Origin of the sequence: Pseudoalteromonas sp. JC28 (assembly GCF_013319255.1) — a bacterium.
In the GTDB taxonomy this organism is placed as follows: Bacteria; Pseudomonadota; Gammaproteobacteria; order Enterobacterales; family Alteromonadaceae; genus Pseudoalteromonas.
This window is the reverse complement of record NZ_QOKX01000004.1, coordinates 333,690-351,672: the sequence shown is the minus strand read 5'-3', so window position 1 is coordinate 351,672 and position 17,983 is coordinate 333,690. Positions and strand designations below refer to the sequence as shown.

The 17,983-nt window shown below is 45.0% G+C and carries 20 protein-coding genes and 1 riboswitch; of the genes, 2 read left to right on the top strand and 18 right to left on the bottom strand.

The genetic code is table 11. The annotated features are described in order from the left end of the window. The first annotated feature begins 224 nt into the window (after positions 1 to 224). Both tal and DS891_RS11385 read left to right on the top strand, forming a co-directional pair. A complete protein-coding gene (gene tal, locus DS891_RS11390) occupies positions 225 to 1,175 on the top strand; it encodes a transaldolase (RefSeq protein ID WP_174169852.1) in 951 nt (316 codons plus the stop codon). Positions 1,176 to 1,580: 405 nt separating this feature from the next. Next, on the top strand, positions 1,581 to 1,772 hold the full coding sequence (locus DS891_RS11385; RefSeq protein ID WP_010372168.1) for a DUF3545 family protein: 192 nt from the start codon (positions 1,581 to 1,583) through the stop codon (positions 1,770 to 1,772). A gap of 33 nt (positions 1,773 to 1,805) precedes the next feature. Here DS891_RS11385 and ung read toward each other — a convergent pair whose 3' ends face one another. From ung to DS891_RS11295, 18 genes are all read right to left on the bottom strand, one after another. Beyond that, positions 1,806 to 2,495, bottom strand: a complete 690-nt coding sequence (gene ung, locus DS891_RS11380) for a uracil-DNA glycosylase (protein ID WP_174169851.1) — start codon at positions 2,493 to 2,495, stop codon at positions 1,806 to 1,808. Continuing rightward, positions 2,492 to 3,343 (bottom strand): cobalamin-binding protein, encoded by an 852-nt coding sequence (locus tag DS891_RS11375; protein WP_174169850.1) that lies wholly within the window; start codon positions 3,341 to 3,343, stop codon positions 2,492 to 2,494. The genes ung and DS891_RS11375 overlap by 4 nt, the downstream gene beginning before the upstream one ends. Further along, positions 3,343 to 3,939 (bottom strand): cob(I)yrinic acid a,c-diamide adenosyltransferase, encoded by a 597-nt coding sequence (gene cobO / locus DS891_RS11370; protein WP_045987675.1) that lies wholly within the window; start codon positions 3,937 to 3,939, stop codon positions 3,343 to 3,345. The genes DS891_RS11375 and cobO overlap by 1 nt, the downstream gene beginning before the upstream one ends. Before the next feature lies 1 nt (position 3,940). Continuing rightward, positions 3,941 to 5,413 carry a cobyric acid synthase gene (locus DS891_RS11365; protein WP_130163552.1) on the bottom strand — a complete coding sequence of 491 codons (1,473 nt, stop codon included), beginning with the start codon at positions 5,411 to 5,413 and terminating at the stop codon, positions 3,941 to 3,943. Continuing rightward, entirely contained in the window at positions 5,410 to 5,949 is a 540-nt protein-coding gene (gene cobU / locus DS891_RS11360; protein WP_010606107.1) for a bifunctional adenosylcobinamide kinase/adenosylcobinamide-phosphate guanylyltransferase, read from the bottom strand. The genes DS891_RS11365 and cobU overlap by 4 nt, the downstream gene beginning before the upstream one ends. Continuing rightward, complete coding sequence (locus tag DS891_RS11355; RefSeq protein WP_174169849.1) at positions 5,949 to 6,731, bottom strand: adenosylcobinamide-GDP ribazoletransferase; 783 nt, start codon at positions 6,729 to 6,731, stop codon at positions 5,949 to 5,951. The genes cobU and DS891_RS11355 overlap by 1 nt, the downstream gene beginning before the upstream one ends. Then, on the bottom strand, positions 6,731 to 7,786 hold the full coding sequence (gene cobT, locus DS891_RS11350; RefSeq protein ID WP_174169848.1) for a nicotinate-nucleotide--dimethylbenzimidazole phosphoribosyltransferase: 1,056 nt from the start codon (positions 7,784 to 7,786) through the stop codon (positions 6,731 to 6,733). The genes DS891_RS11355 and cobT overlap by 1 nt, the downstream gene beginning before the upstream one ends. Next, a complete protein-coding gene (locus tag DS891_RS11345) occupies positions 7,779 to 8,804 on the bottom strand; it encodes an iron ABC transporter permease (RefSeq protein WP_010606104.1) in 1,026 nt (341 codons plus the stop codon). Before DS891_RS11345 ends, cobT begins: the two co-directional genes overlap by 8 nt. Beyond that, on the bottom strand, positions 8,801 to 9,598 hold the full coding sequence (locus tag DS891_RS11340) for an ABC transporter ATP-binding protein (RefSeq protein WP_174169847.1): 798 nt from the start codon (positions 9,596 to 9,598) through the stop codon (positions 8,801 to 8,803). The genes DS891_RS11345 and DS891_RS11340 overlap by 4 nt, the downstream gene beginning before the upstream one ends. Before the next feature lie 69 nt (positions 9,599 to 9,667). Then, positions 9,668 to 9,823: riboswitch (cobalamin riboswitch) on the bottom strand. Further along, positions 9,814 to 10,413, bottom strand: coding sequence for a histidine phosphatase family protein (locus tag DS891_RS11335; protein WP_174169846.1), 600 nt, complete (start codon positions 10,411 to 10,413; stop codon positions 9,814 to 9,816). Its footprint overlaps the riboswitch before it by 10 nt. Positions 10,414 to 10,493: 80 nt before the next feature. Further along, positions 10,494 to 10,706, bottom strand: coding sequence for a (Na+)-NQR maturation NqrM (gene nqrM, locus DS891_RS11330; protein WP_010372193.1), 213 nt, complete (start codon positions 10,704 to 10,706; stop codon positions 10,494 to 10,496). Between the two features lie 100 nt (positions 10,707 to 10,806). Continuing rightward, positions 10,807 to 11,838, bottom strand: a complete 1,032-nt coding sequence (locus tag DS891_RS11325; protein ID WP_174169845.1) for an FAD:protein FMN transferase — start codon at positions 11,836 to 11,838, stop codon at positions 10,807 to 10,809. Positions 11,839 to 11,946: 108 nt separating this feature from the next. Then, positions 11,947 to 13,173, bottom strand: coding sequence for an NADH:ubiquinone reductase (Na(+)-transporting) subunit F (nqrF, locus tag DS891_RS11320; RefSeq protein ID WP_174169844.1), 1,227 nt, complete (start codon positions 13,171 to 13,173; stop codon positions 11,947 to 11,949). Between the two features lie 20 nt (positions 13,174 to 13,193). Next, complete coding sequence (nqrE, locus tag DS891_RS11315) at positions 13,194 to 13,802, bottom strand: NADH:ubiquinone reductase (Na(+)-transporting) subunit E (protein ID WP_010372198.1); 609 nt, start codon at positions 13,800 to 13,802, stop codon at positions 13,194 to 13,196. 10 nt (positions 13,803 to 13,812) lie between these two features. Next, complete coding sequence (locus DS891_RS11310; RefSeq protein ID WP_010372200.1) at positions 13,813 to 14,445, bottom strand: NADH:ubiquinone reductase (Na(+)-transporting) subunit D; 633 nt, start codon at positions 14,443 to 14,445, stop codon at positions 13,813 to 13,815. Further along, on the bottom strand, positions 14,445 to 15,194 hold the full coding sequence (locus DS891_RS11305) for a Na(+)-translocating NADH-quinone reductase subunit C (RefSeq protein ID WP_102057371.1): 750 nt from the start codon (positions 15,192 to 15,194) through the stop codon (positions 14,445 to 14,447). The genes DS891_RS11310 and DS891_RS11305 overlap by 1 nt, the downstream gene beginning before the upstream one ends. Further along, the gene (locus tag DS891_RS11300; RefSeq protein WP_017216396.1) at positions 15,184 to 16,386 is read right to left on the bottom strand and encodes an NADH:ubiquinone reductase (Na(+)-transporting) subunit B; all 1,203 of its coding nucleotides are present in this window, start codon (positions 16,384 to 16,386) and stop codon (positions 15,184 to 15,186) included. The genes DS891_RS11305 and DS891_RS11300 overlap by 11 nt, the downstream gene beginning before the upstream one ends. A gap of 2 nt (positions 16,387 to 16,388) precedes the next feature. Beyond that, positions 16,389 to 17,732, bottom strand: coding sequence for a Na(+)-translocating NADH-quinone reductase subunit A (locus DS891_RS11295; RefSeq protein ID WP_010372207.1), 1,344 nt, complete (start codon positions 17,730 to 17,732; stop codon positions 16,389 to 16,391). Positions 17,733 to 17,983: the final 251 nt, after the last annotated feature.

The window sequence follows — 17,983 nt, the reverse complement described above, 5'->3', positions numbered from 1 at the left end:
CCCCAAGTAACTTCAAGTGTTTGTCCGCTTTCACTTGGGCTTAAGCAATTCGCTGTTAAAATACAGCTTCGCTTTACAACTCGACCTTATATAACAATAACCCTAAATAACGAGTGTGATATGTCGCCCGATACGGACATATGACCTATTCAGCTATTTAATGGTGTTGCAACATAAGGCGTCTAATATCACTTCGCTGTTATCAATATTGGAATGAGGAACACATGACTTCAGCATTAGATAGGCTAAAACAACACTCATCAATCGTCGCTGACACCGGTGACATTGAAGCCATCCGCAAGCTACAGCCTGAGGATGCAACAACTAACCCTTCTCTTTTACTTAAAGCGGCGGAGACGCCTGCTTATCAGCCTTATCTAACAGAAGCTTGGGATTATGCCAAAGCCAATGAAAGTGACGCTGACAAGCAGTTAGCGCTTGCTTGTGACTATTTTGCCGTTGTGATTGGTAAAGAAATCGCGAACTCTGTGCCGGGATATATCTCAACCGAAGTAGACGCACGTTTATCTTTTGATACCGAAGCGACTATCGCAAAAGCAAAAACGCTATTAAATTTATATGAAGCGCAAGGCGTAAGCAAAGACAAAATCTTGATTAAGATTGCATCGACTTGGGAAGGTATTAAAGCCGCTGAAGCACTGGAAAAAGAAGGTGTTAAGTGTAACCTAACGTTGCTATTTAGCGAAGCGCAAGCACGTGCATGTGCCGATGCAAACGTATTTTTAATTTCACCATTTGTTGGGCGTATTCTAGATTGGCACGTTGCCAACGGCCTAGAAAAACCAACTGACCCACTACAAGATCCGGGTGTACAATCTGTTCGTAGTATTTTTGAATTCTATAAGCAGCACGGTTATAAAACCGTTGTAATGGGCGCCAGCTTCAGAAATACAGGTGAAATTCTAGCCCTAACGGGTTGTGATAAGCTCACGATTAGCCCTTCTCTATTAGAAGAGCTTGCTGCAATGCCTGCAAACGAAGATTACCTACTTGAGGCTGACTTTGCGCCTAAAGCAAAACCTGCTGCGCTTAGCGAAAGTGAGTTCCGTTGGTTACATAACCAAGACGCAATGGCCACAGAAAAGCTTGCTGAAGGTATTCGCTCATTTGCCGATGCACAAGAAACACTAGTCGCACGCTTTAAAGCACTGTAAGCGCCTTAAACATTCGATTTCGAAACGCCGCAATATGCGGCGTTTTTGTTATCGCTCTCAATACAAACCTTTCTGACACCTCCTATATATCACCCGAATTGACCTTCATCAAACTGTCACTTGGTTTTAACCCAAAAGACACAATTGTGTTTTATTTTTATCCCGTCTGTGGTATATCAATATCACTTGAAGTGAAAATTGATGCCGCTACTTTCTGGTTTTGGTACAAAAAGCAAGCAACGCGGGGTTGTTTGTAGCGTACTTTAGCTATCAGACTTTTATCGGTTCCTCATATTGAGGTTTGCCAAATAGTATGAAGAGATCAACGGTGTCATTGCAGTTGTAGTGCTAACAACAGCCGAAGCAAATGCCACTTTAGGTTGTTTTTATCAATAGGAGATTTTCATGGATACCCTAGACGAGTTATTAGAATTATTAGAAAGTCCGGATACTAGGAAAAAAACTTCATCTAAGGGCAAAAAAAGAAAATGGCGTGAAATTGAAGCGCTAAAAGATAAACAGCGACTACGCAAAGAACTACAGGAATTGGATATTTTCGCAGACAGTGTTGATTTAGACGAATTTGATTTTAACTAAAAAGAGCGCCCTTCACGGCGCTCTTTTTGGTTTTTATCTGCTATAGCTCAGCCAATCGCCAATCGCCAATCGCCAATCGATTGGCTGCTTACCCATTTGGGTGAGCAGCTGATTAGTTTTGCTAAAATGGCCACTACCAAAAAAGCCGCGATGTGCTGAGAGCGGCGAAGGGTGTGGTGCGTGTAAAACATGGTGACGGTTTGTGTCTATGCTCTTACCCTTTTTCTGGGCGTGTGAGCCCCAGAGTAAGAAAATCACACCTTCGCTGTGGGCATTAAGCCTTTCAATCACTACATCTGTAAAGCGCTCCCAGCCCAAATGCTTATGTGAATGGGCTTGGCCTTGTTCTACCGTCAACACCGTATTTAACAGCAGTACGCCCTGTTTAGCCCAGTCAATTAGGTAGCCGTGATTAGGTATGCGAAAGCCGTCAATATCCTGCACCAACTCTTTATACATATTATTTAACGACGGTGGCGGCTTAATCCCTGGTAACACAGAGAAACATAGACCATGAGCTTGATTGGGGCCGTGATAGGGATCTTGCCCTAAAATCACCACTTTAACCTGATCAAAAGGCGTGACTTTGAACGCGTCAAATACCTGTTCATGGGGCGGAAACACATTTATACCTTGAGCGCGACGCTCTGCCACGTAATCCATGGTTTGCTTAAAGTAATCTTGTTGTTTTTCCTGACCTAACACGTCACTCCACGTTGTCATGCTTCACCTTTTTTCATCATATTATAATGGCTTCGAGAAGCGTCGAGTTTACCACATAAATCCGATATTCCCTCAAGCATACGATAGCTATAACGATGGAGCAGATCGGCATCTACCGAAATAGTTTGTTGGTACTTTACCGCAGGGATCGACGGCCATTGCTGCCATGCAATTGCTTTAACTTCTTGTTTAGTCTTTTCTTCAGGGATCACTATCACTTGTGGTGATTTCAACAGAACATTTTCAATGCTAATTTGTGGATAGTCCGTGGTGGCGTCAGCAAAAACATTTTTCACATTACACACAGTAAAGACTTGCTGTAACCAACTTTCGCCTCCTACGGTCATCAGCGGTGATGGCCACAATTGATAAAATACAGCTAAGCTAGCGCTTTGTTTATACTGGGCCTTTAGTTCATTTAAACGTTTAGCAAATAAATCAGCCTGTTGCTGAGCTTGAGCTCCAAGGCCAGTAATTTTACCTAGGCGTAGCAACTCATCGGGTAGTTTATCTAGATATTTCGCTTCACTATAAATCACCTCAACACCAAAGCTTTCGAGCTTTTCAAGCATAGGAACGTGACTTGCATTTTTCCACGCAATGATAAGATCAGGCTTAAGTGCCAAAATTTTCTCAACCGAAATACCTTGATAGTCACCAACTTGAGGCAGTTGCTTGGCTGATTCTGGATAATCGGCATAGGCGACCGTGCCTACAATCCGCTCCCCAGCACCTATTGCATAAAGATTTTCGACAATATGAGGCGCAAGCGCGATGATCCGCTCTGCGGGCTTAGCACTAACGCTAAAGGCAAAACCTAGAACAATAAATAAGGCGAATTTTAGCATCAGTAGTCAAACCCTTTTTGCGCCTTAATGCCGGCCTCAAACGCATGCTTCACATTACGCACTTCACTCACGGTATCTGCAAGCTCAGTCAGACGTCGATGTGCACCGCGCCCAGTTACAATCACCGACTGCATGGTAGGACGGTTTTCTAGTGCCGTTATGACTTCGTCCAAATCTAGATAATCATAGCTCAACATATACGTAATTTCGTCGAGCAATACCAAGTCGATGCTTTCATCTTGTAGCCATACTTTTGCTTGTTGCCACGTCGCCTGCGCGGCGGCAGTGTCGGTTTCACGGTTTTGCGTTTCCCATGTGAAGCCCGTTTTCATGACCGCAAATGGCACGCCGACTTTTTCGAGCAAATTGCGTTCACCGCAATCCCAGGTTCCTTTAATAAACTGTACAACCGCAGCGTTCATACCATGACCGACACAACGCGCAACGGTGCCAAAACCAGATGTTGACTTACCTTTACCGTTACCTGTGATCACTTGCAAAATGCCCTGCTCTTGCTGCGCAGCGGCAATTTTTTCATCGACTTGTTGTTTTACTTTTTGCTGTCGTTGCTGATGCTTATCTTGTTGTTCGCTCATGTTATTCCTCAATTATTTTCATCAATTTTTGCCAATCTAAATGTGCTTCACAGCTGTCGGCAAGACGCGTAATTTGCTGCTCTCTGTGCTTCGCTAAATCAATCGCGGCTGTTCCCGCTTGCTTACTACCGGCCCAAGACAAGATAGCCTGTGTGGCGGCGACCGTATCAAATAAACCATGTAAATAGGTGGCTGCAATTTGATTATCTCGGGAGATAAAACCGTCCTGCACACTGTTATTTGGATGTGTGTTAAATCGCAAGAATGGCACCTCTAGTGCCGCTCCAGAAGAGATCCCCGCATGGATCTCGTAACCACAAATTTCAGCACTTTGCTCATCCAATTGGCAAATGCCAGACACTTGCGTCAGTACTTTTTGCTCTGAGAGTGTGGTCTCAAAGTCAGCCAGACCAAGCCCAGCGACTTCACCGAGTGTTGATTCCACCGCATTTGGATCTCTGATGAACTTACCTAACATTTGCAAACCGCCACACACACCTAGTACCTTACCACCGTACCTCAGGTGCCGTTTGATTTCTTCTGCCCAACCCTGTTTGCGTAAGAAGGTTAAATCGCTCAACACATTTTTGCTGCCGGGCAGAATGATTAAGTCACAAGGACCGATAGATTCTTGATAGCGTACATAACGCAAATCCACTTCAGGGTTTAAGCGCAAGGTGTCAAAGTCGGTGTGATTGCTAATATGAGGAAATAGTAAAACCCTGACGCTTAACGATCCCCGTTCACAAATATTGTCCACCGTCACCGCATCTTCTGCATCGAGCGCTAAGCCATGCAAATAGGGCAATACCCCAAGTACAGGCTTACCCGTTTTTTGCTCGAGCCAGTCAAGTCCAGATTGCAATAACGCAATATCACCACGAAAGCGATTGATCACAAACCCTTTAACCAAGCTTTGTTCATAGTCACTTAATAGCGCAAGTGTGCCAACCAAGTGTGCGAACACCCCGCCTTTGTCGATATCAGCGATAATGATCACGGGGCATGCAACTTCACAGGCAAACCCCATATTGGCAATGTCATTTTCACGCAGATTGATCTCAGCAGGGCTCCCCGCCCCTTCCACTATGCACAGCTCAAATTGTTCGCTGAGGCGTTGATGTGAGGAAAGTACGGCCTCCATCGCTACCTTTTTGTAATCATGATAAGCGGCTGCTTCCATATTGCTAATGGCTTTGCCGTGAATGATCACTTGTGCGCCAGTGTCAGAGTTTGGCTTAAGCAAAATAGGATTAAAGTCTGTGGATAGCGGGACTTTTGCGGCTTCGGCTTGGAGTGCTTGTGCCCGACCAATTTCACCGCCACAAGGTGTGACGGCACTATTTAGTGCCATATTTTGCGGCTTAAAAGGCGCAACAGATAAGCCTCTTCGTTGCAGCACCCGGCAAAGTCCCGCAACCAGTGTACTTTTACCGGCATCAGACGTGGTGCCCTGTACCATTAAGGTTTTCATACGTCTTGACCTTTTAAACATTGTGGCAAGCCTGCAATAACAAAATCGACTCTGTCGGCCACTTTAGCAATGTCTTGATGGAGCCAACCAGATTCATCAACAAACTCACGGCTTAGCTCGCCAAGCGGAATTATCCCATGCCCCACTTCGTTACTCACCAAAATAACAGTGGCAGCACAGCTTTCTAGTGCCGCCAGCACATGTTCTTTTTTGTCTATGGTCGCGGCCTTACCCATTTCGCATAAGCCAAAACTCAGCCATAAGGTCAAACAATCGATAAGTAACAGCGCATCTTCGCGTGCAGTAGCAATAAGCTTATCAATATGCCACGGCTCTTCCACTAGCTGCCAGCGGCTATCACGCTGCATCTGGTGAGCAAACACTCGGCTTTTCATTTCTTCATCTTGGGCTTTTGCAGTTGCAACATAGTAAAGTTCGTTCACCGCACCTTGCTCTAACAATAGAATAGCGCGCTGCTCTGCCAAGCGACTTTTGCCTGAGCGAGCACCGCCCAGTATTAACTGTATTTGTGCCATTAGAGATGACCCACAATAAAAAGCAAAATAACAAGCTCAGCAAGCTGTTGCGCAGCCCCTAAACAATCTCCGGTGTAACCACCAAGCTGAGCGTTAAACCATTTAATGCACACAAGTCTTAGCACAAACAAGCAAGTACACAGCATCAACAAGTCGAACAGTGAAAGCGCAAGCCATGGCCAACAGAAAATTAAAATCGCAATGGTAGTGAGCGTAAGGCGGGTCGCCGCAGCACTCGATATATGTTTCGCTACCGGCTTAACTTTGCTCAGCTCATCAGCCTGTACATAGTTAAGCGCACCGATTAAAGACACCGCAAAGGCACGACTTAGGCTATGGGCTAAAATAAGTGCAGCGAGTGTCACAGCAAAGTCATTAAAGAGCATGGTCAAAAGCGAAAATTTGGCCAATAACAGCAATATCAGCGCACAACTACCGTATGTACCAAGACGGCTATCTTTCATGATCTCAAGCTTTTGTTCACGGCTCCAGCCACCGCCAAAACCGTCAAAAACATCGGCAAGACCATCTTCGTGAAAAGCCCCGGTAAGTAAAATACTCGCAGCCAGTACGACAACGGCACCAAACATTGGCGATACACCACTACTGGCAACATAGCCAAGTATGGCCGAGAAGCTACCAACAAATAAACCAACTAAAGCAAAGTAACCACTCACTTCGTTAAGTTCATCAGATGAAGGGGCAGGATCCAAACGAATTGGCACCCGCGTTAAAAACACCACGGCAAGCTTAAACAGTCGCCACTCTTGTTGCCACTGCATTATGCGTCTACCACTTGCGTAACATAGGCATCGGCAAAGCTTGCCATTTCGCAAAAGAAGCCTAGCGCAGCTTGTAATAATGGAAGCGCTAGAGCGGCGCCCGTTCCCTCACCCAAGCGCATATCTAAATGCAGTAATGGCTCAGCGTTTAACTGCTCTAACATTAACTTATGGCCTTGCTCCATAGAGCCGTGAGCAAACACCATATATTGCTTACTTTGCGGTGCTATTCTACTTGCCAACATAGCCGCTGCGGTGGAGATGAAGCCATCCACTATGATTACTTTTTGTGCCCGAGCAACCGCCAGCATGGCACCAACCATTTGCACAATTTCAAAGCCACCCAGGCGCTGCAAAATTTGTTCTGGTGTCGCAAGCTTATCTTGATGATATTCTAGAGCCTGTTTGATAAGTGCCCGTTTTTTGCAAAGCGTTTCATCGTCAACGCCTGTACCGCGCCCCACACATAATTCCACACTCGCCCCGCTGAGCGCCGCTAAAATTGCAGCTGCAGAACTGGTATTGCCAATCCCCATCTCACCAAAAGCAATCACGTTGCTACCCACTTCAATAGCGGGCATCACCACTTGCTCTCCATATTCAAGTCCTTGCTTGAGCTGCATTTCGCTCATCGCGGGTTGTTTATGGAAGGCATGAGTAATATCGCCAAGTCGCTGCGAGCGCAAATTCGGCGCAGGCTCGCATGGCACTAATGTGCCACAGTCTACTACGGTTAACTGCCAACCAAGTTGCCGACAAAAGACATTGATCGCGGCCCCCCCCTGCACAAAGTTTGCAACCATTTGCCCAGTTACTTCGCTTGGCGCAATAGAAACCCCTTGGCTTGCAATACCATGGTCGCCCGCAAAAACAAACATTGCAGGGCGTGTTATTGCTAACTGCTCTATGTCTAATTGCGTCTGCCCTTGTGAGAAGATCTGTACTAGCTGCACAGCCAAAGCTTCAAGCTTACCTAGCGCACCTAGCGGTTTGGTTTTTAAGTCGATGCGCTGTTGAATAAGCGTGTTTAAGCGAGTATCTAACGGTTTAACCATGGGTAACTCCGACGCCTCCAGAGCGGCGATTTTTGAAAATAAGCAATGCTAAGAAGAACACGCTGCCAATGGCGGCGGTGATCACACCCACAGGAAGTTCCTGATTATCGATAAGCGTGCGCGACAATACATCCACCCATAGCATCAAAAGCGAACCGCAAAGCGCGGTGGCCACAAGCCCAATGACCTTTGCTTGCGAGATAAAAAAGCGTACGATATGCGGGATCATCAAGCCTACAAATCCGACTCCGCCGCACGCAGCCACAAGTACTGCGGTGAGTAAGGAGCTCAATAACAACATACCTATTCGCACTCGTCCTACATTCACGCCAAGCGTGGTGGCGCTCTCATCTCCGAGTAACAAGGCGTTGAGCGGCCGACGCATCACTAAAAGCGTGATAAAACTCAGCAACACGACCAAACATGGAAGCCATAGCCATTGCCAGCTCGCCCTTGCAAACGAGCCTAGATTCCAAAACAAGATTGCACTGATGGCTTGAGGGTCACTCCAATAGAGCAACAAGCTAGTAAAGGCACTGAACAGAAAAGAAAGTGCGACGCCCGCCAAGAGCATAGTTTCTACCTGCTGTAGTGCATTGCGTTTTGCCACAAATAAAAGCAGCAAGATAGACAGCAAACTTCCGACAAATGCAGCCCCAGACATCATTAGGCTAGACTGTGCACCAAATAGCGCGATAAGCACCACCACACCGAATGAAGCACCTGAAGAAATACCAAATAAATAAGGATCAGCTAGAGGGTTACGCGTCACGGTTTGTAAAATAAGACCCGCTATCGCCAGTCCTGCTCCCGCACTCATCGCCAGTAACGTCCGTGGCAGACGAAGCTCAACTACCACCCGTTGTTGAAGTACGCTGGGATCGAAATTAATAATCGCTTGTATAACCGTATGCCAAGATAAATCAATCGCACCGATCTTAAGTGCCATCAGCATGCTAAAACAGCACAAGGCCAATAGCAGTATCGATATCAACGCGATCCGCTTTGCGGCAATCATAATTGATACCCGTAATGAAAGCGTATATGTGGGATCTCACTGTTATTTGGCGGATGACGGACAGTAGAAACCTCTGCGCATACCCCAAAAACTTGGCTTAATAGGGTTTCGTTAATGACTTCAAGTGGCAACCCATCTGCAACAAGCTCACCGTTATTTAATACTAATAAGCGATCGCACAAGGCGCTAGCCAAATTTAAGTCGTGAAAAGACGCAATAATAGTAACACCAAGCTGTTTGGCCAGCTCCATAATTTGGATTTGATATTTAATGTCCAAGTGGCTGGTGGGCTCATCCATTATCAATACTTGAGGCGCTTGCACCATGGCACGTGCGATCATTGCCCTTTGCTTCTCCCCACCAGACAAGGAGCTAAAACATTGCTCTAATTTATGGCTCAATCCAACCTGCTCAATGGCATGTAAGATTGCCTGTTTTTCAGCAGCCGTCGTTGTCGCGAGCAGTGATTTGTTCGGTGTTAGCCCCATCAATACCATATCAAATAATGGCAGAGTAAACTCAGCGGGGATCTCTTGTAGCACCACAGCAACATGTCTCGCGTAGGCTTTACGTCCATAACTAGCTAGCGGCTTACCATTGAAAAGTAGCGACCCAGAACTTGGCGCGGTGTATTGATATAAAGTGCGCAGCAAAGTAGACTTTCCAGCACCATTCGGTCCGAGCAAACCAATAAAATCACCCGAATTAATAGCAAAGCTGAGTGCCTTTAAGATGGCTTTACCACCAAGCTGCACGCTAAGTTTATCGACTTGAAACTGTGGAGTGACTGCCATAGCACCTCTGATTGGGCACGGCAAAGTAGTAGCTTATAGACAAGCGACAACTTTGACTTAAGTCTGCCCGCTTAAGTATATAGATAGGCCTTGGTATCTGACTTATGCAAGAGGTAACACTCATACACTTACAGTTGCGGGGACAGTTGAGGACTCACACCTCATTCCCAATATCTGCCTATCACGAAATTTGCAATATTATGAAGTCTAGACGTCTAAAATACAACTTTTGGCCAAGCAGTTTGGCTGCTGTCGTAAAACACCTCAACTTTTACTATACCCGCATAAGGAATATCTATCTTCGATTGGTATGCAGTAAGCTCAGGCGATAGGTCAAGAATAAGTGCTACAAGCGCTTTTATTACTCCTGCATGCGCTACGACGGCGGTACACTCTTTACTTGGCGACGCCAAAATACTGTGCCACCACGTGGCGACCCGATGATGAAAATCATACATAGACTCGCCCTCAGGAGGCGTGTGCAGCCAAGGGTTTTGCCAAAAGTCACCAATACTTGGAAATTGGGTTTCTCGCCAAAGCGTATCATAAGGTTGTCCATCCCATAATCCAAAATCAAATTCGGCGAGATTTGGCTCCACCTCAACGGGGAGTTGATACTGCTTTGCAAAGGCTGTGGCTGTATTCAGGCAGCGCTTCCTTGGAGAGCTAATAATACCCTGCAGGCCACTTAGGCTCGTTAACGATTGCAGCAATTGCTGAGCACCAGTACTACTGAGTTCGGGATCTGTCACTCCAAGTAAATGGCCTGATAGGGTCGTTTCACCATGACGAACAAAATATAGCTGCCGCTGCATTTTTACTTAACCTGAGGTTTGTTACCCAAAAAGCAAAAACGCAAGCTAAGCTTGCGTTTTCAATTAATATCATTCTACGGTTATAGGATCTGGTTTTCTTTCCACATCTCTTCTTTTGCTAACCGCTTTTTGCGTTTGTCGCATGGATCGTCGCAATCACAAATTTTGTCAATGCCCATTGAGCCCAAACCACCACAACTACTGGCCATGGATTTCTTTTGTACGATAACGCCTACTGCCATCGCAACAGCGATAAGCATAAGTAAACCGAAAGTAAGGAGGAATAAAGACATTATCTAGCCCCTTTTATTGCTACATTGAATTGAGTGACGACGCGCAAATTATACGCTTTCATGGCGTCACTCACAATTAAATTATGGGGTGTTGTACAGCTTAATTCAAGTACGGCTGAAATGCTTCACTCGCGTAACTCTTGATCCCTTCAGGACTTTTATACATCAAATACACGGGGAGTTGATGCTCAGTGGCATACGCCTTTGCACGCTCCGTGCCCATCACAGTCAATGCTGTCGCTAGGCCATCAGCCGTCATCGCAGATGGATGTAGTACCGTTACCGACACCAGCTCATGTTTAACTGGGCGACCCGTTGTTGGGTCAATAAGGTGTGTAAAGGTTTCACCATCCATTTCATAAAAAATACGGTAGTCACCTGAAGTTGCAATGCCATTTTTGCCAGGCTCTATCACGCGATGAATTTGGCGTTGACCAACAGGCGCATCGGGTTTCTCGATAGCAATACGCCACTCTCCATCCGGCTTCTTGCCAGAAACGCGAAGCTCGCCACCGATTTCTACCATATAGTCATGAATATCATGACTCTCAATCACCTCAGCCACCTTATCTATGCCATAGCCTTTAGCGGTTGCAGAAAATGATAATTCCAGCCCCGTAACTGTTTTCGCAAGACCACGGTCATTTAAAATAAGCTTATCAACACCGATACGAGTGCGCATATCGTCTAACTCGACCTGTGACGGACGCATTGTTGGTCTTTTGTCAGGACCAAATCCCCACAAATCGATAAGCGGTCCCATCGTAACATCAAGCGTTTTGGTCGACTTTCCAAGGCGGATAGATTCAGCAACTACCAAGCGAAAGTCTTCACTGATAGGCATAACGGTATTTGCGGCTAAACGGTTAAACTGGTTAATCTCAGAATTTGGGATATAGGTGGACATAGATTGATTAACAGCCTTTAATGCTTGCTCAACCTCCTCGTGCAACTGCGCTTGTTCGAGCGGCTTTTCACCGGGGAATACCTTGATGTTGTAAGTCGTGCCCATGGTTTTACCAGACAGCACGATCTCCTTGGCTTCAGGTTTGGCGTCTTGGCACCCTGTTAAAAAAACGAATAAAAACGAAATAATAAAAAATCGAGATAAAAAAGCGTAACTTGCTTGCATCAGAACTTCCTGAGTTTAGTACCAACGGGTATAAAAAAGCCCTCGAGCAAAGCATTTTGCTGGAGGGCTGATATTCTAACTTAAGTTCATTGTTAGACCGAAACCTAATTAACCACCGAAGTCATCAAGTAGGATGTTTTCGTCTTCAACACCTAAGTCTTTAAGCATGTTAATAACTGCCGCGTTCATCATTGGAGGACCACACATGTAGAACTCACAATCTTCCGGTGCTTCATGATCTTTCAAGTAGTTTTCATAAAGTACGTTATGAATGAATCCCGTGTAACCTTCCCAGTTATCCTCTGGTTGAGGATCTGAAAGGGCAACATGCCATTGGAAGTTATCATTTTCTTCAGCTAGACCGTCAAAGTCTTCCACGTAGAACATTTCACGCTTAGAACGTGCACCGTACCAGAAAGACATCTTACGCTTAGAGTTAAGACGCTTAAGCTGATCGAAGATGTGTGAACGCATTGGCGCCATACCAGCACCACCACCAACAAATACCATTTCTGCATCTGTGTCTTTCGCGAAGAATTCACCGAATGGACCAGAAATAGTAACCTTATCACCTTCTTTAAGTGACCAGATGAATGATGACATCTTACCACAAGGTAATGTTAGGTTATTTGGCGGCGGAGTTGCGATACGTACGTTTAGCATGATGATGCCAAACTCTTCTGGGTAGTTAGCCATTGAGTATGCACGGATCGTTTCTTCGTCAACTTTAGACTCTAGCTTAAAGAAACCAAAACGTTCCCAGTCAGCACGATATTCTTCAGGAATATCATAGTCTGCATATTTAACATGGTGAGCTGGTGCTTCAATCTGAATGTAACCACCGGCACGGAAAGGTACAACTTCACCTTCAGGGATGCCTAGTTTTAGCTCCTTGATGAAAGTTGCTTTGTTATCGTTAGAGATAACAGTACATTCCCACTTTTTAACACCGAAGATTGATTCTTCAACTTCGATTTCCATGTCGTTTTTAACGTTAACCTGACACGCTAGACGACAGCCTTCACGTGCTTCACCTTTAGAGATGTGGTCAAGTTCGGTTGGTAGAATATCACCACCACCCTCTTTAATATGTACGCGACACTGACCACATGAGCCACCGCCACCACATGCAGACGATACGAAAATACCCGCGTTTGCAAGTGCACCTAGTAGCTTACCGCCAGCAGGAGTCTTGATCGCTTTTTCAGGATCGCCGTTAATATCAATTGTAACGTCACCGCTTGCTACAAGCTTCGATTTCGCTGCAATGATGATAAGCACTAGCATCACAACGATAGCGATGAACATGCTTACGCCTAATACAATAGTTTCCATCGTATAGTTTCCTCGCTACCTTACAGTGAAATACCAGAGAATGACATGAAGCCAAAGCCCATTAGACCTACAGTAACAAAGGTAATACCTAAGCCACGTAATCCATCAGGAACGTCTGCATACTTCATCTTCTCACGAATACCTGCTAACAATACGATAGCAAGTGCCCAGCCCACACCTGAACCTAGACCATAAACTACAGATTCACCGAAGTTTAAGTTACGCTCAACCATGAATGATACCGCACCGAAAATCGCACAGTTAACTGTGATTAGCGGTAGGAAGATACCTAGTGCGTTATATAGCGCAGGGAAGAACTTATCCAATGTCATTTCTAGAATTTGAACAAGCGCTGCGATTACACCGATAAACGTCAAGAAGCGTAGGAAGCTAAGATCCACTTCAGGGAAGCCTAACCATTCCAATGCGCCCGGCGCTAGCACTGCGTGATAAACCAAGTTGTTTACTGGTACAGAGATACCAAGAACTACAACTACCGCAATACCTAGACCTAGCGACGTTGTTACTTTCTTAGATACCGCCAAGAAAGTACACATACCTAAGAAGAAAGACAAAGCTAAGTTTTCAATGAAAACTGCTTTTATAAATAAATTGATATATTGTTCCATCTCTCTCCCCTTATGCCTTCGCTTCTACTTGCTCTTTCTTCCAAGTACGTAGTGCCCAAATAAATGCACCTACGATGAAGAACGAACTGAATGGCATAACTAGTAGACCCATAGGCTGATACCAACCACCTTCAGAGATAAGTGGTAAGATTTCAACGCCAAACAATGTGCCCGCACCGAATAGCTCACGGATAAAGCCAACTGTTAAAAGCACAACAGAATAACCTAAACCGTTACCAATACCGTCAAGGAACGACATTGTTGGTGGTGACTTCATTGCGTATGCTTCTGCACGACCCATTACAATACAGTTAGTAATGATAAGGCCGATGAACGTTGATAGTTCTTTTGCTGTTGAATAAACAACGGCTTGAAGCACTTGGTCTACAACGATTACTAAAGATGCAATAATCGTCATTTGGACAATGATACGCACACTTGAAGGAATGTGATTACGGATCATTGAGATAAATAAACTTGAAAACGCCGTAACCAATGTCAACGCAATTGACATGATAAGTGCATTTTTAAGGCTTGAAGTTACCGCTAGTGCAGAACAGATACCCAACACTTGCAGTGCAATCGGGTTGTTCGCAAAAACAGGACCAAACAAGACTTCCTTCATTTCTTTTGCATTAGCCATTAGTTCAATGCTCCTTTACGTACTTTCGCAAGGAATGGACCAAACGCTTTGTCGCTTGTCCAGAAATCTACAGTATGATCAACACCATTAGAAGTAAGTGTCGCACCAGATAGACCATCTACCTTGTGTTCGTTACCGCCAGCACTACCTTTAACAACGTCGATAGGAAGCTCTTTTCCTTCCCAAAGTGCAGTCCACTTAGGGTTTTGGATTTCGCCACCAAGACCAGGAGTTTCACTGTGCTTATAAAAGTTGATTGACTTAATCGTCTCACCATCAGCTTCTAGCGCAATGAAGCCATACATCACACCCCAAAGGCCATAACCTTGGATTGGTAGAATGATAGTGGACACTTTACCTTGGTCATCTTTTGCAAAATAAACTGGAGAGTTATTTGTGATACGTTGAATACCCGCTTTGTCTTCTTCTTTTGAAAGCTTGTAACTACGTTTGGCATCAAACTTAGTCGCTTCAAAATCAAAAGTTTCCGCTTTAACGTCTTCAACAAACTCACCCGTTTTAAGACTAACAACACGTGATTCGATATTTTGGTTAAAAACTTCAGATACGTTTTTAACTTTATCGTAGCCAGCAACGGCTAAAATGTTACGCTGAATATCTTCGTTTTTGTTTGCTTGCTGCATAGGACGAAGCTGAACCGAAGCAAAAGATACTACGATTGCACACACTAAACATAAGCCAACAACTACGCCGAGCGTTTTGCCCATTGATTCATTATTAGTTGACACGTGCCAATCTCCTCTTCACATTTGACTGCACTACGAAGTGGTCGAATAGTGGAGCAAAAAGGTTAGCGAATAAGATTGCTAACATCATGCCCTCTGGGTATGCCGGGTTAACAACACGGATAAGCACAACCATTACACCGATTAGCGCACCGTATAACCACTTACCTTTGTCTGTGAAAGACGCAGATACTGGGTCTGTTGCCATAAAGAACATACCAAATGCAAAACCACCAAGTACTAAGTGCCAGTGCCAAGGCATAGCAAACGCAGCGTTTGTTTCAGAGCCAATTGCATTTAGAACGAATGACATTACAACCATACCAATGAATGTACCTAGTACGATGCGCCATGAAGCGATACGAACATAAACAAGGAACAAACCACCAAGTAAGATTGCTAGTGTTGATGTTTCACCTACAGAGCCTTGGATAAAACCGTAAAACGCGTTAAACCAAAGGTCCATATTGCTGTAGTCTAGTGAACCTGCAGTCGCTTGACCTAAGTAAGTTGCACCAGAGAACGAATCAACAGCTGTCCACACTGTGTCACCAGAAATGTCAGCAGGGTACGCAAAGAATAAGAACGCACGGCCTGCAAGTGCTGGGTTTAGGAAGTTACGACCTGTACCGCCGAAGATTTCCTTCGCGATTACAACACCGAACGTAATACCTAAAGCAGCTTGCCATAGCGGAATTGTTGCAGGCAGGATAAGCGCGAATAACACTGAGGTTACGAAGAAGCCTTCGTTTACTTCGTGCTTGCGAACTGACGCGAACAACACTTCCCAGAAGCCACCAACCGCAAACACGGTTGCGTAAATAGGCAAGAAGAAACACGCACCATAGAACATCTTGGCGCCCCAACCTGCATCAGCAGTTAATTCACCACCAAGCGCTTGGAAAATAGCTACCTGCCAAGTATTAGCAAGCTCAAAACCGTTACCTAGTGCAAGTGCAGCTTGGTGACCGATGTTGAACATACCAAAGAACATTGCAGGGAACGTCGCCATCCACACTAAAATCATAATACGTTTTAGGTCGATGTTATCACGAACGTGCGTTGCACCTTTGTTTACATAACCAGGAGTATAGAAGATAGTTGCTACGGCTTCGTAAAGCGCGTACCACTTCTCGTGTTTACCACCAGGTTCAAAGTGAGGTTCAATGTCTTCTAAAAATTTCTTTAAGGCCATTTTTAACCTTCCTTCTCGATAGTAGTCAGGCAATCGCGCAGGATTGAACCGTACTCATATTTGCCCGGACATACGTAAGTACATAGTGCTAAATCTTCTTCATCTAGCTCTAGTGCACCCAACGAAATCGCAGAATCTAGATCACGTGAAATAAGATCACGTAATAATAGCGTTGGCAAAATATCGAGTGGCATAACACGCTCATAGTTACCGATTGGTACCATCGCACGCTTAGAACCACCAGTAGACGTTGTCATCTTGAACAAACGGCTAGGTGTTAAGTGTGAAATGAATGTACGTGTTACTGAGAATTTGTCACTACCCGGAGCGATCCAGCCAAATAGCTCTTTCTCGCGACCTTCAAGTAAAACTGATACTTGAGTATGGTAACGACCAAGGTAAGCGTGAGGGCCAGTTGCTGTTTTACCAGCTAACACAGAGCCAGAAATGACTCGGTTATCACCGTCTTCAAGCTCGCCTGCAACTAAATCTGTTAGCGACGCACCGACATGAGTTTTTACTAAGCGAGGGTTCTTAACTCGAGGACCTGCTAGAGCAATAACTCTGTCTGAGTAGATTTCACCTGTCAGGAACAACTTACCAAACGCGATGACATCTTGGTAACCAATGTGCCAAACTTGCTTGTTTGTACCTACAGAATCTAGGAAGTGAATGTGAGTACCCACGTTACCTGCTGGATGCACACCTGCAAACTCATGAACTTCTACTTGTGAGATAGAAGAACTAGGTACGTTAGCACCCGCTTTCTTACACACAAATACTTTGCCTTCAGTCAAACGAGATACAACCGCTAGACCCGCTTCAAACGCTTCCACGTTTTCTGCGATGATAACAGCAGGATCTGCTGCTAACGGATTAGTATCTGTTGCTGTCACAAAGATTGAGCTAGGTGTTGCACTCGGCACAGCGACACGGCTGAATGGACGTGCACGAAGCGCTGGCCATTGACCAGACTCGATTAGCACTTCCTTCACTTTTTCAGAGTCTAAGTTGCTTAAATCAGCAGCTGAAAACTTCTCGAAAGTGATTTGCTCGTCGCCTTGAACTTCGATCACAACGGATTGAAGTACACGCTTAGCACCACGGTTAATTTCTTTAACTACACCAGAAGCTGGCGCAGTAAACTTGACGCCTGGGTTCTTTTTATCTTCAAAAAGAACTTGGCCTTTTTTGACTTGGTCATCCACACGAATATGCATGGTAGGACGCATACCGATGAATTCTTCACCTAGCACAGCTACTCGTTTGACAGCAGAACCATCATGAATAACTTGCTGAGGTGCGCCCTCTATTGGTAAGTCCAGACCTTTTTTTATGTTGATCATACGCACTTGCATTACATTAACGGAAAGAAACTGAAAATATCTTTAGTCACCACAGCGCCACCTCGTTTGTACTAAGTATTAGGTATAAAGAGCAGAAAGTTATGAGTCCGGATAGGGTTCCCAAACAAGCCCCTTTAAAATACCTCTCAACGCGCACAAAAAAGCAGCGTCGTGATAAAAGTCCTCACATATTTCTCTGATTTTAACATTAATCGTACTGAGTATGCGAGTGGAATTATGAAATTAATACG

Excerpts from the sequence above, each read along its gene's own strand:
- tal (WP_174169852.1), top strand. The coding sequence starts at position 225 with ATGACTTCAGCATTAGATAGGCTAAAACAACACTCATCAATCGTCGCT.
- DS891_RS11335 (WP_174169846.1), bottom strand. The coding sequence starts at position 10,413 with ATGCAGCGGCAGCTATATTTTGTTCGTCATGGTGAAACGACCCTATCA.
- DS891_RS11300 (WP_017216396.1), bottom strand. The coding sequence starts at position 16,386 with ATGGCCTTAAAGAAATTTTTAGAAGACATTGAACCTCACTTTGAACCT.
- DS891_RS11375 (WP_174169850.1), bottom strand. The coding sequence starts at position 3,343 with ATGCTAAAATTCGCCTTATTTATTGTTCTAGGTTTTGCCTTTAGCGTT.
- DS891_RS11385 (WP_010372168.1), top strand. The coding sequence starts at position 1,581 with ATGGATACCCTAGACGAGTTATTAGAATTATTAGAAAGTCCGGATACT.
- cobO (WP_045987675.1), bottom strand. The coding sequence starts at position 3,939 with ATGAGCGAACAACAAGATAAGCATCAGCAACGACAGCAAAAAGTAAAA.
- DS891_RS11310 (WP_010372200.1), bottom strand. The coding sequence starts at position 14,445 with ATGGCTAATGCAAAAGAAATGAAGGAAGTCTTGTTTGGTCCTGTTTTT.
- cobT (WP_174169848.1), bottom strand. The coding sequence starts at position 7,786 with ATGGTTAAACCGTTAGATACTCGCTTAAACACGCTTATTCAACAGCGC.
- DS891_RS11365 (WP_130163552.1), bottom strand. The coding sequence starts at position 5,413 with ATGAAAACCTTAATGGTACAGGGCACCACGTCTGATGCCGGTAAAAGT.
- cobU (WP_010606107.1), bottom strand. The coding sequence starts at position 5,949 with ATGGCACAAATACAGTTAATACTGGGCGGTGCTCGCTCAGGCAAAAGT.
- DS891_RS11295 (WP_010372207.1), bottom strand. The coding sequence starts at position 17,732 with ATGATCAACATAAAAAAAGGTCTGGACTTACCAATAGAGGGCGCACCT.
- DS891_RS11355 (WP_174169849.1), bottom strand. The coding sequence starts at position 6,731 with ATGCAGTGGCAACAAGAGTGGCGACTGTTTAAGCTTGCCGTGGTGTTT.
- nqrF (WP_174169844.1), bottom strand. The coding sequence starts at position 13,173 with ATGGAAACTATTGTATTAGGCGTAAGCATGTTCATCGCTATCGTTGTG.
- DS891_RS11325 (WP_174169845.1), bottom strand. The coding sequence starts at position 11,838 with ATGCAAGCAAGTTACGCTTTTTTATCTCGATTTTTTATTATTTCGTTT.
- nqrM (WP_010372193.1), bottom strand. The coding sequence starts at position 10,706 with ATGTCTTTATTCCTCCTTACTTTCGGTTTACTTATGCTTATCGCTGTT.
- ung (WP_174169851.1), bottom strand. The coding sequence starts at position 2,495 with ATGACAACGTGGAGTGACGTGTTAGGTCAGGAAAAACAACAAGATTAC.
- nqrE (WP_010372198.1), bottom strand. The coding sequence starts at position 13,802 with ATGGAACAATATATCAATTTATTTATAAAAGCAGTTTTCATTGAAAAC.
- DS891_RS11345 (WP_010606104.1), bottom strand. The coding sequence starts at position 8,804 with ATGATTGCCGCAAAGCGGATCGCGTTGATATCGATACTGCTATTGGCC.
- DS891_RS11340 (WP_174169847.1), bottom strand. The coding sequence starts at position 9,598 with ATGGCAGTCACTCCACAGTTTCAAGTCGATAAACTTAGCGTGCAGCTT.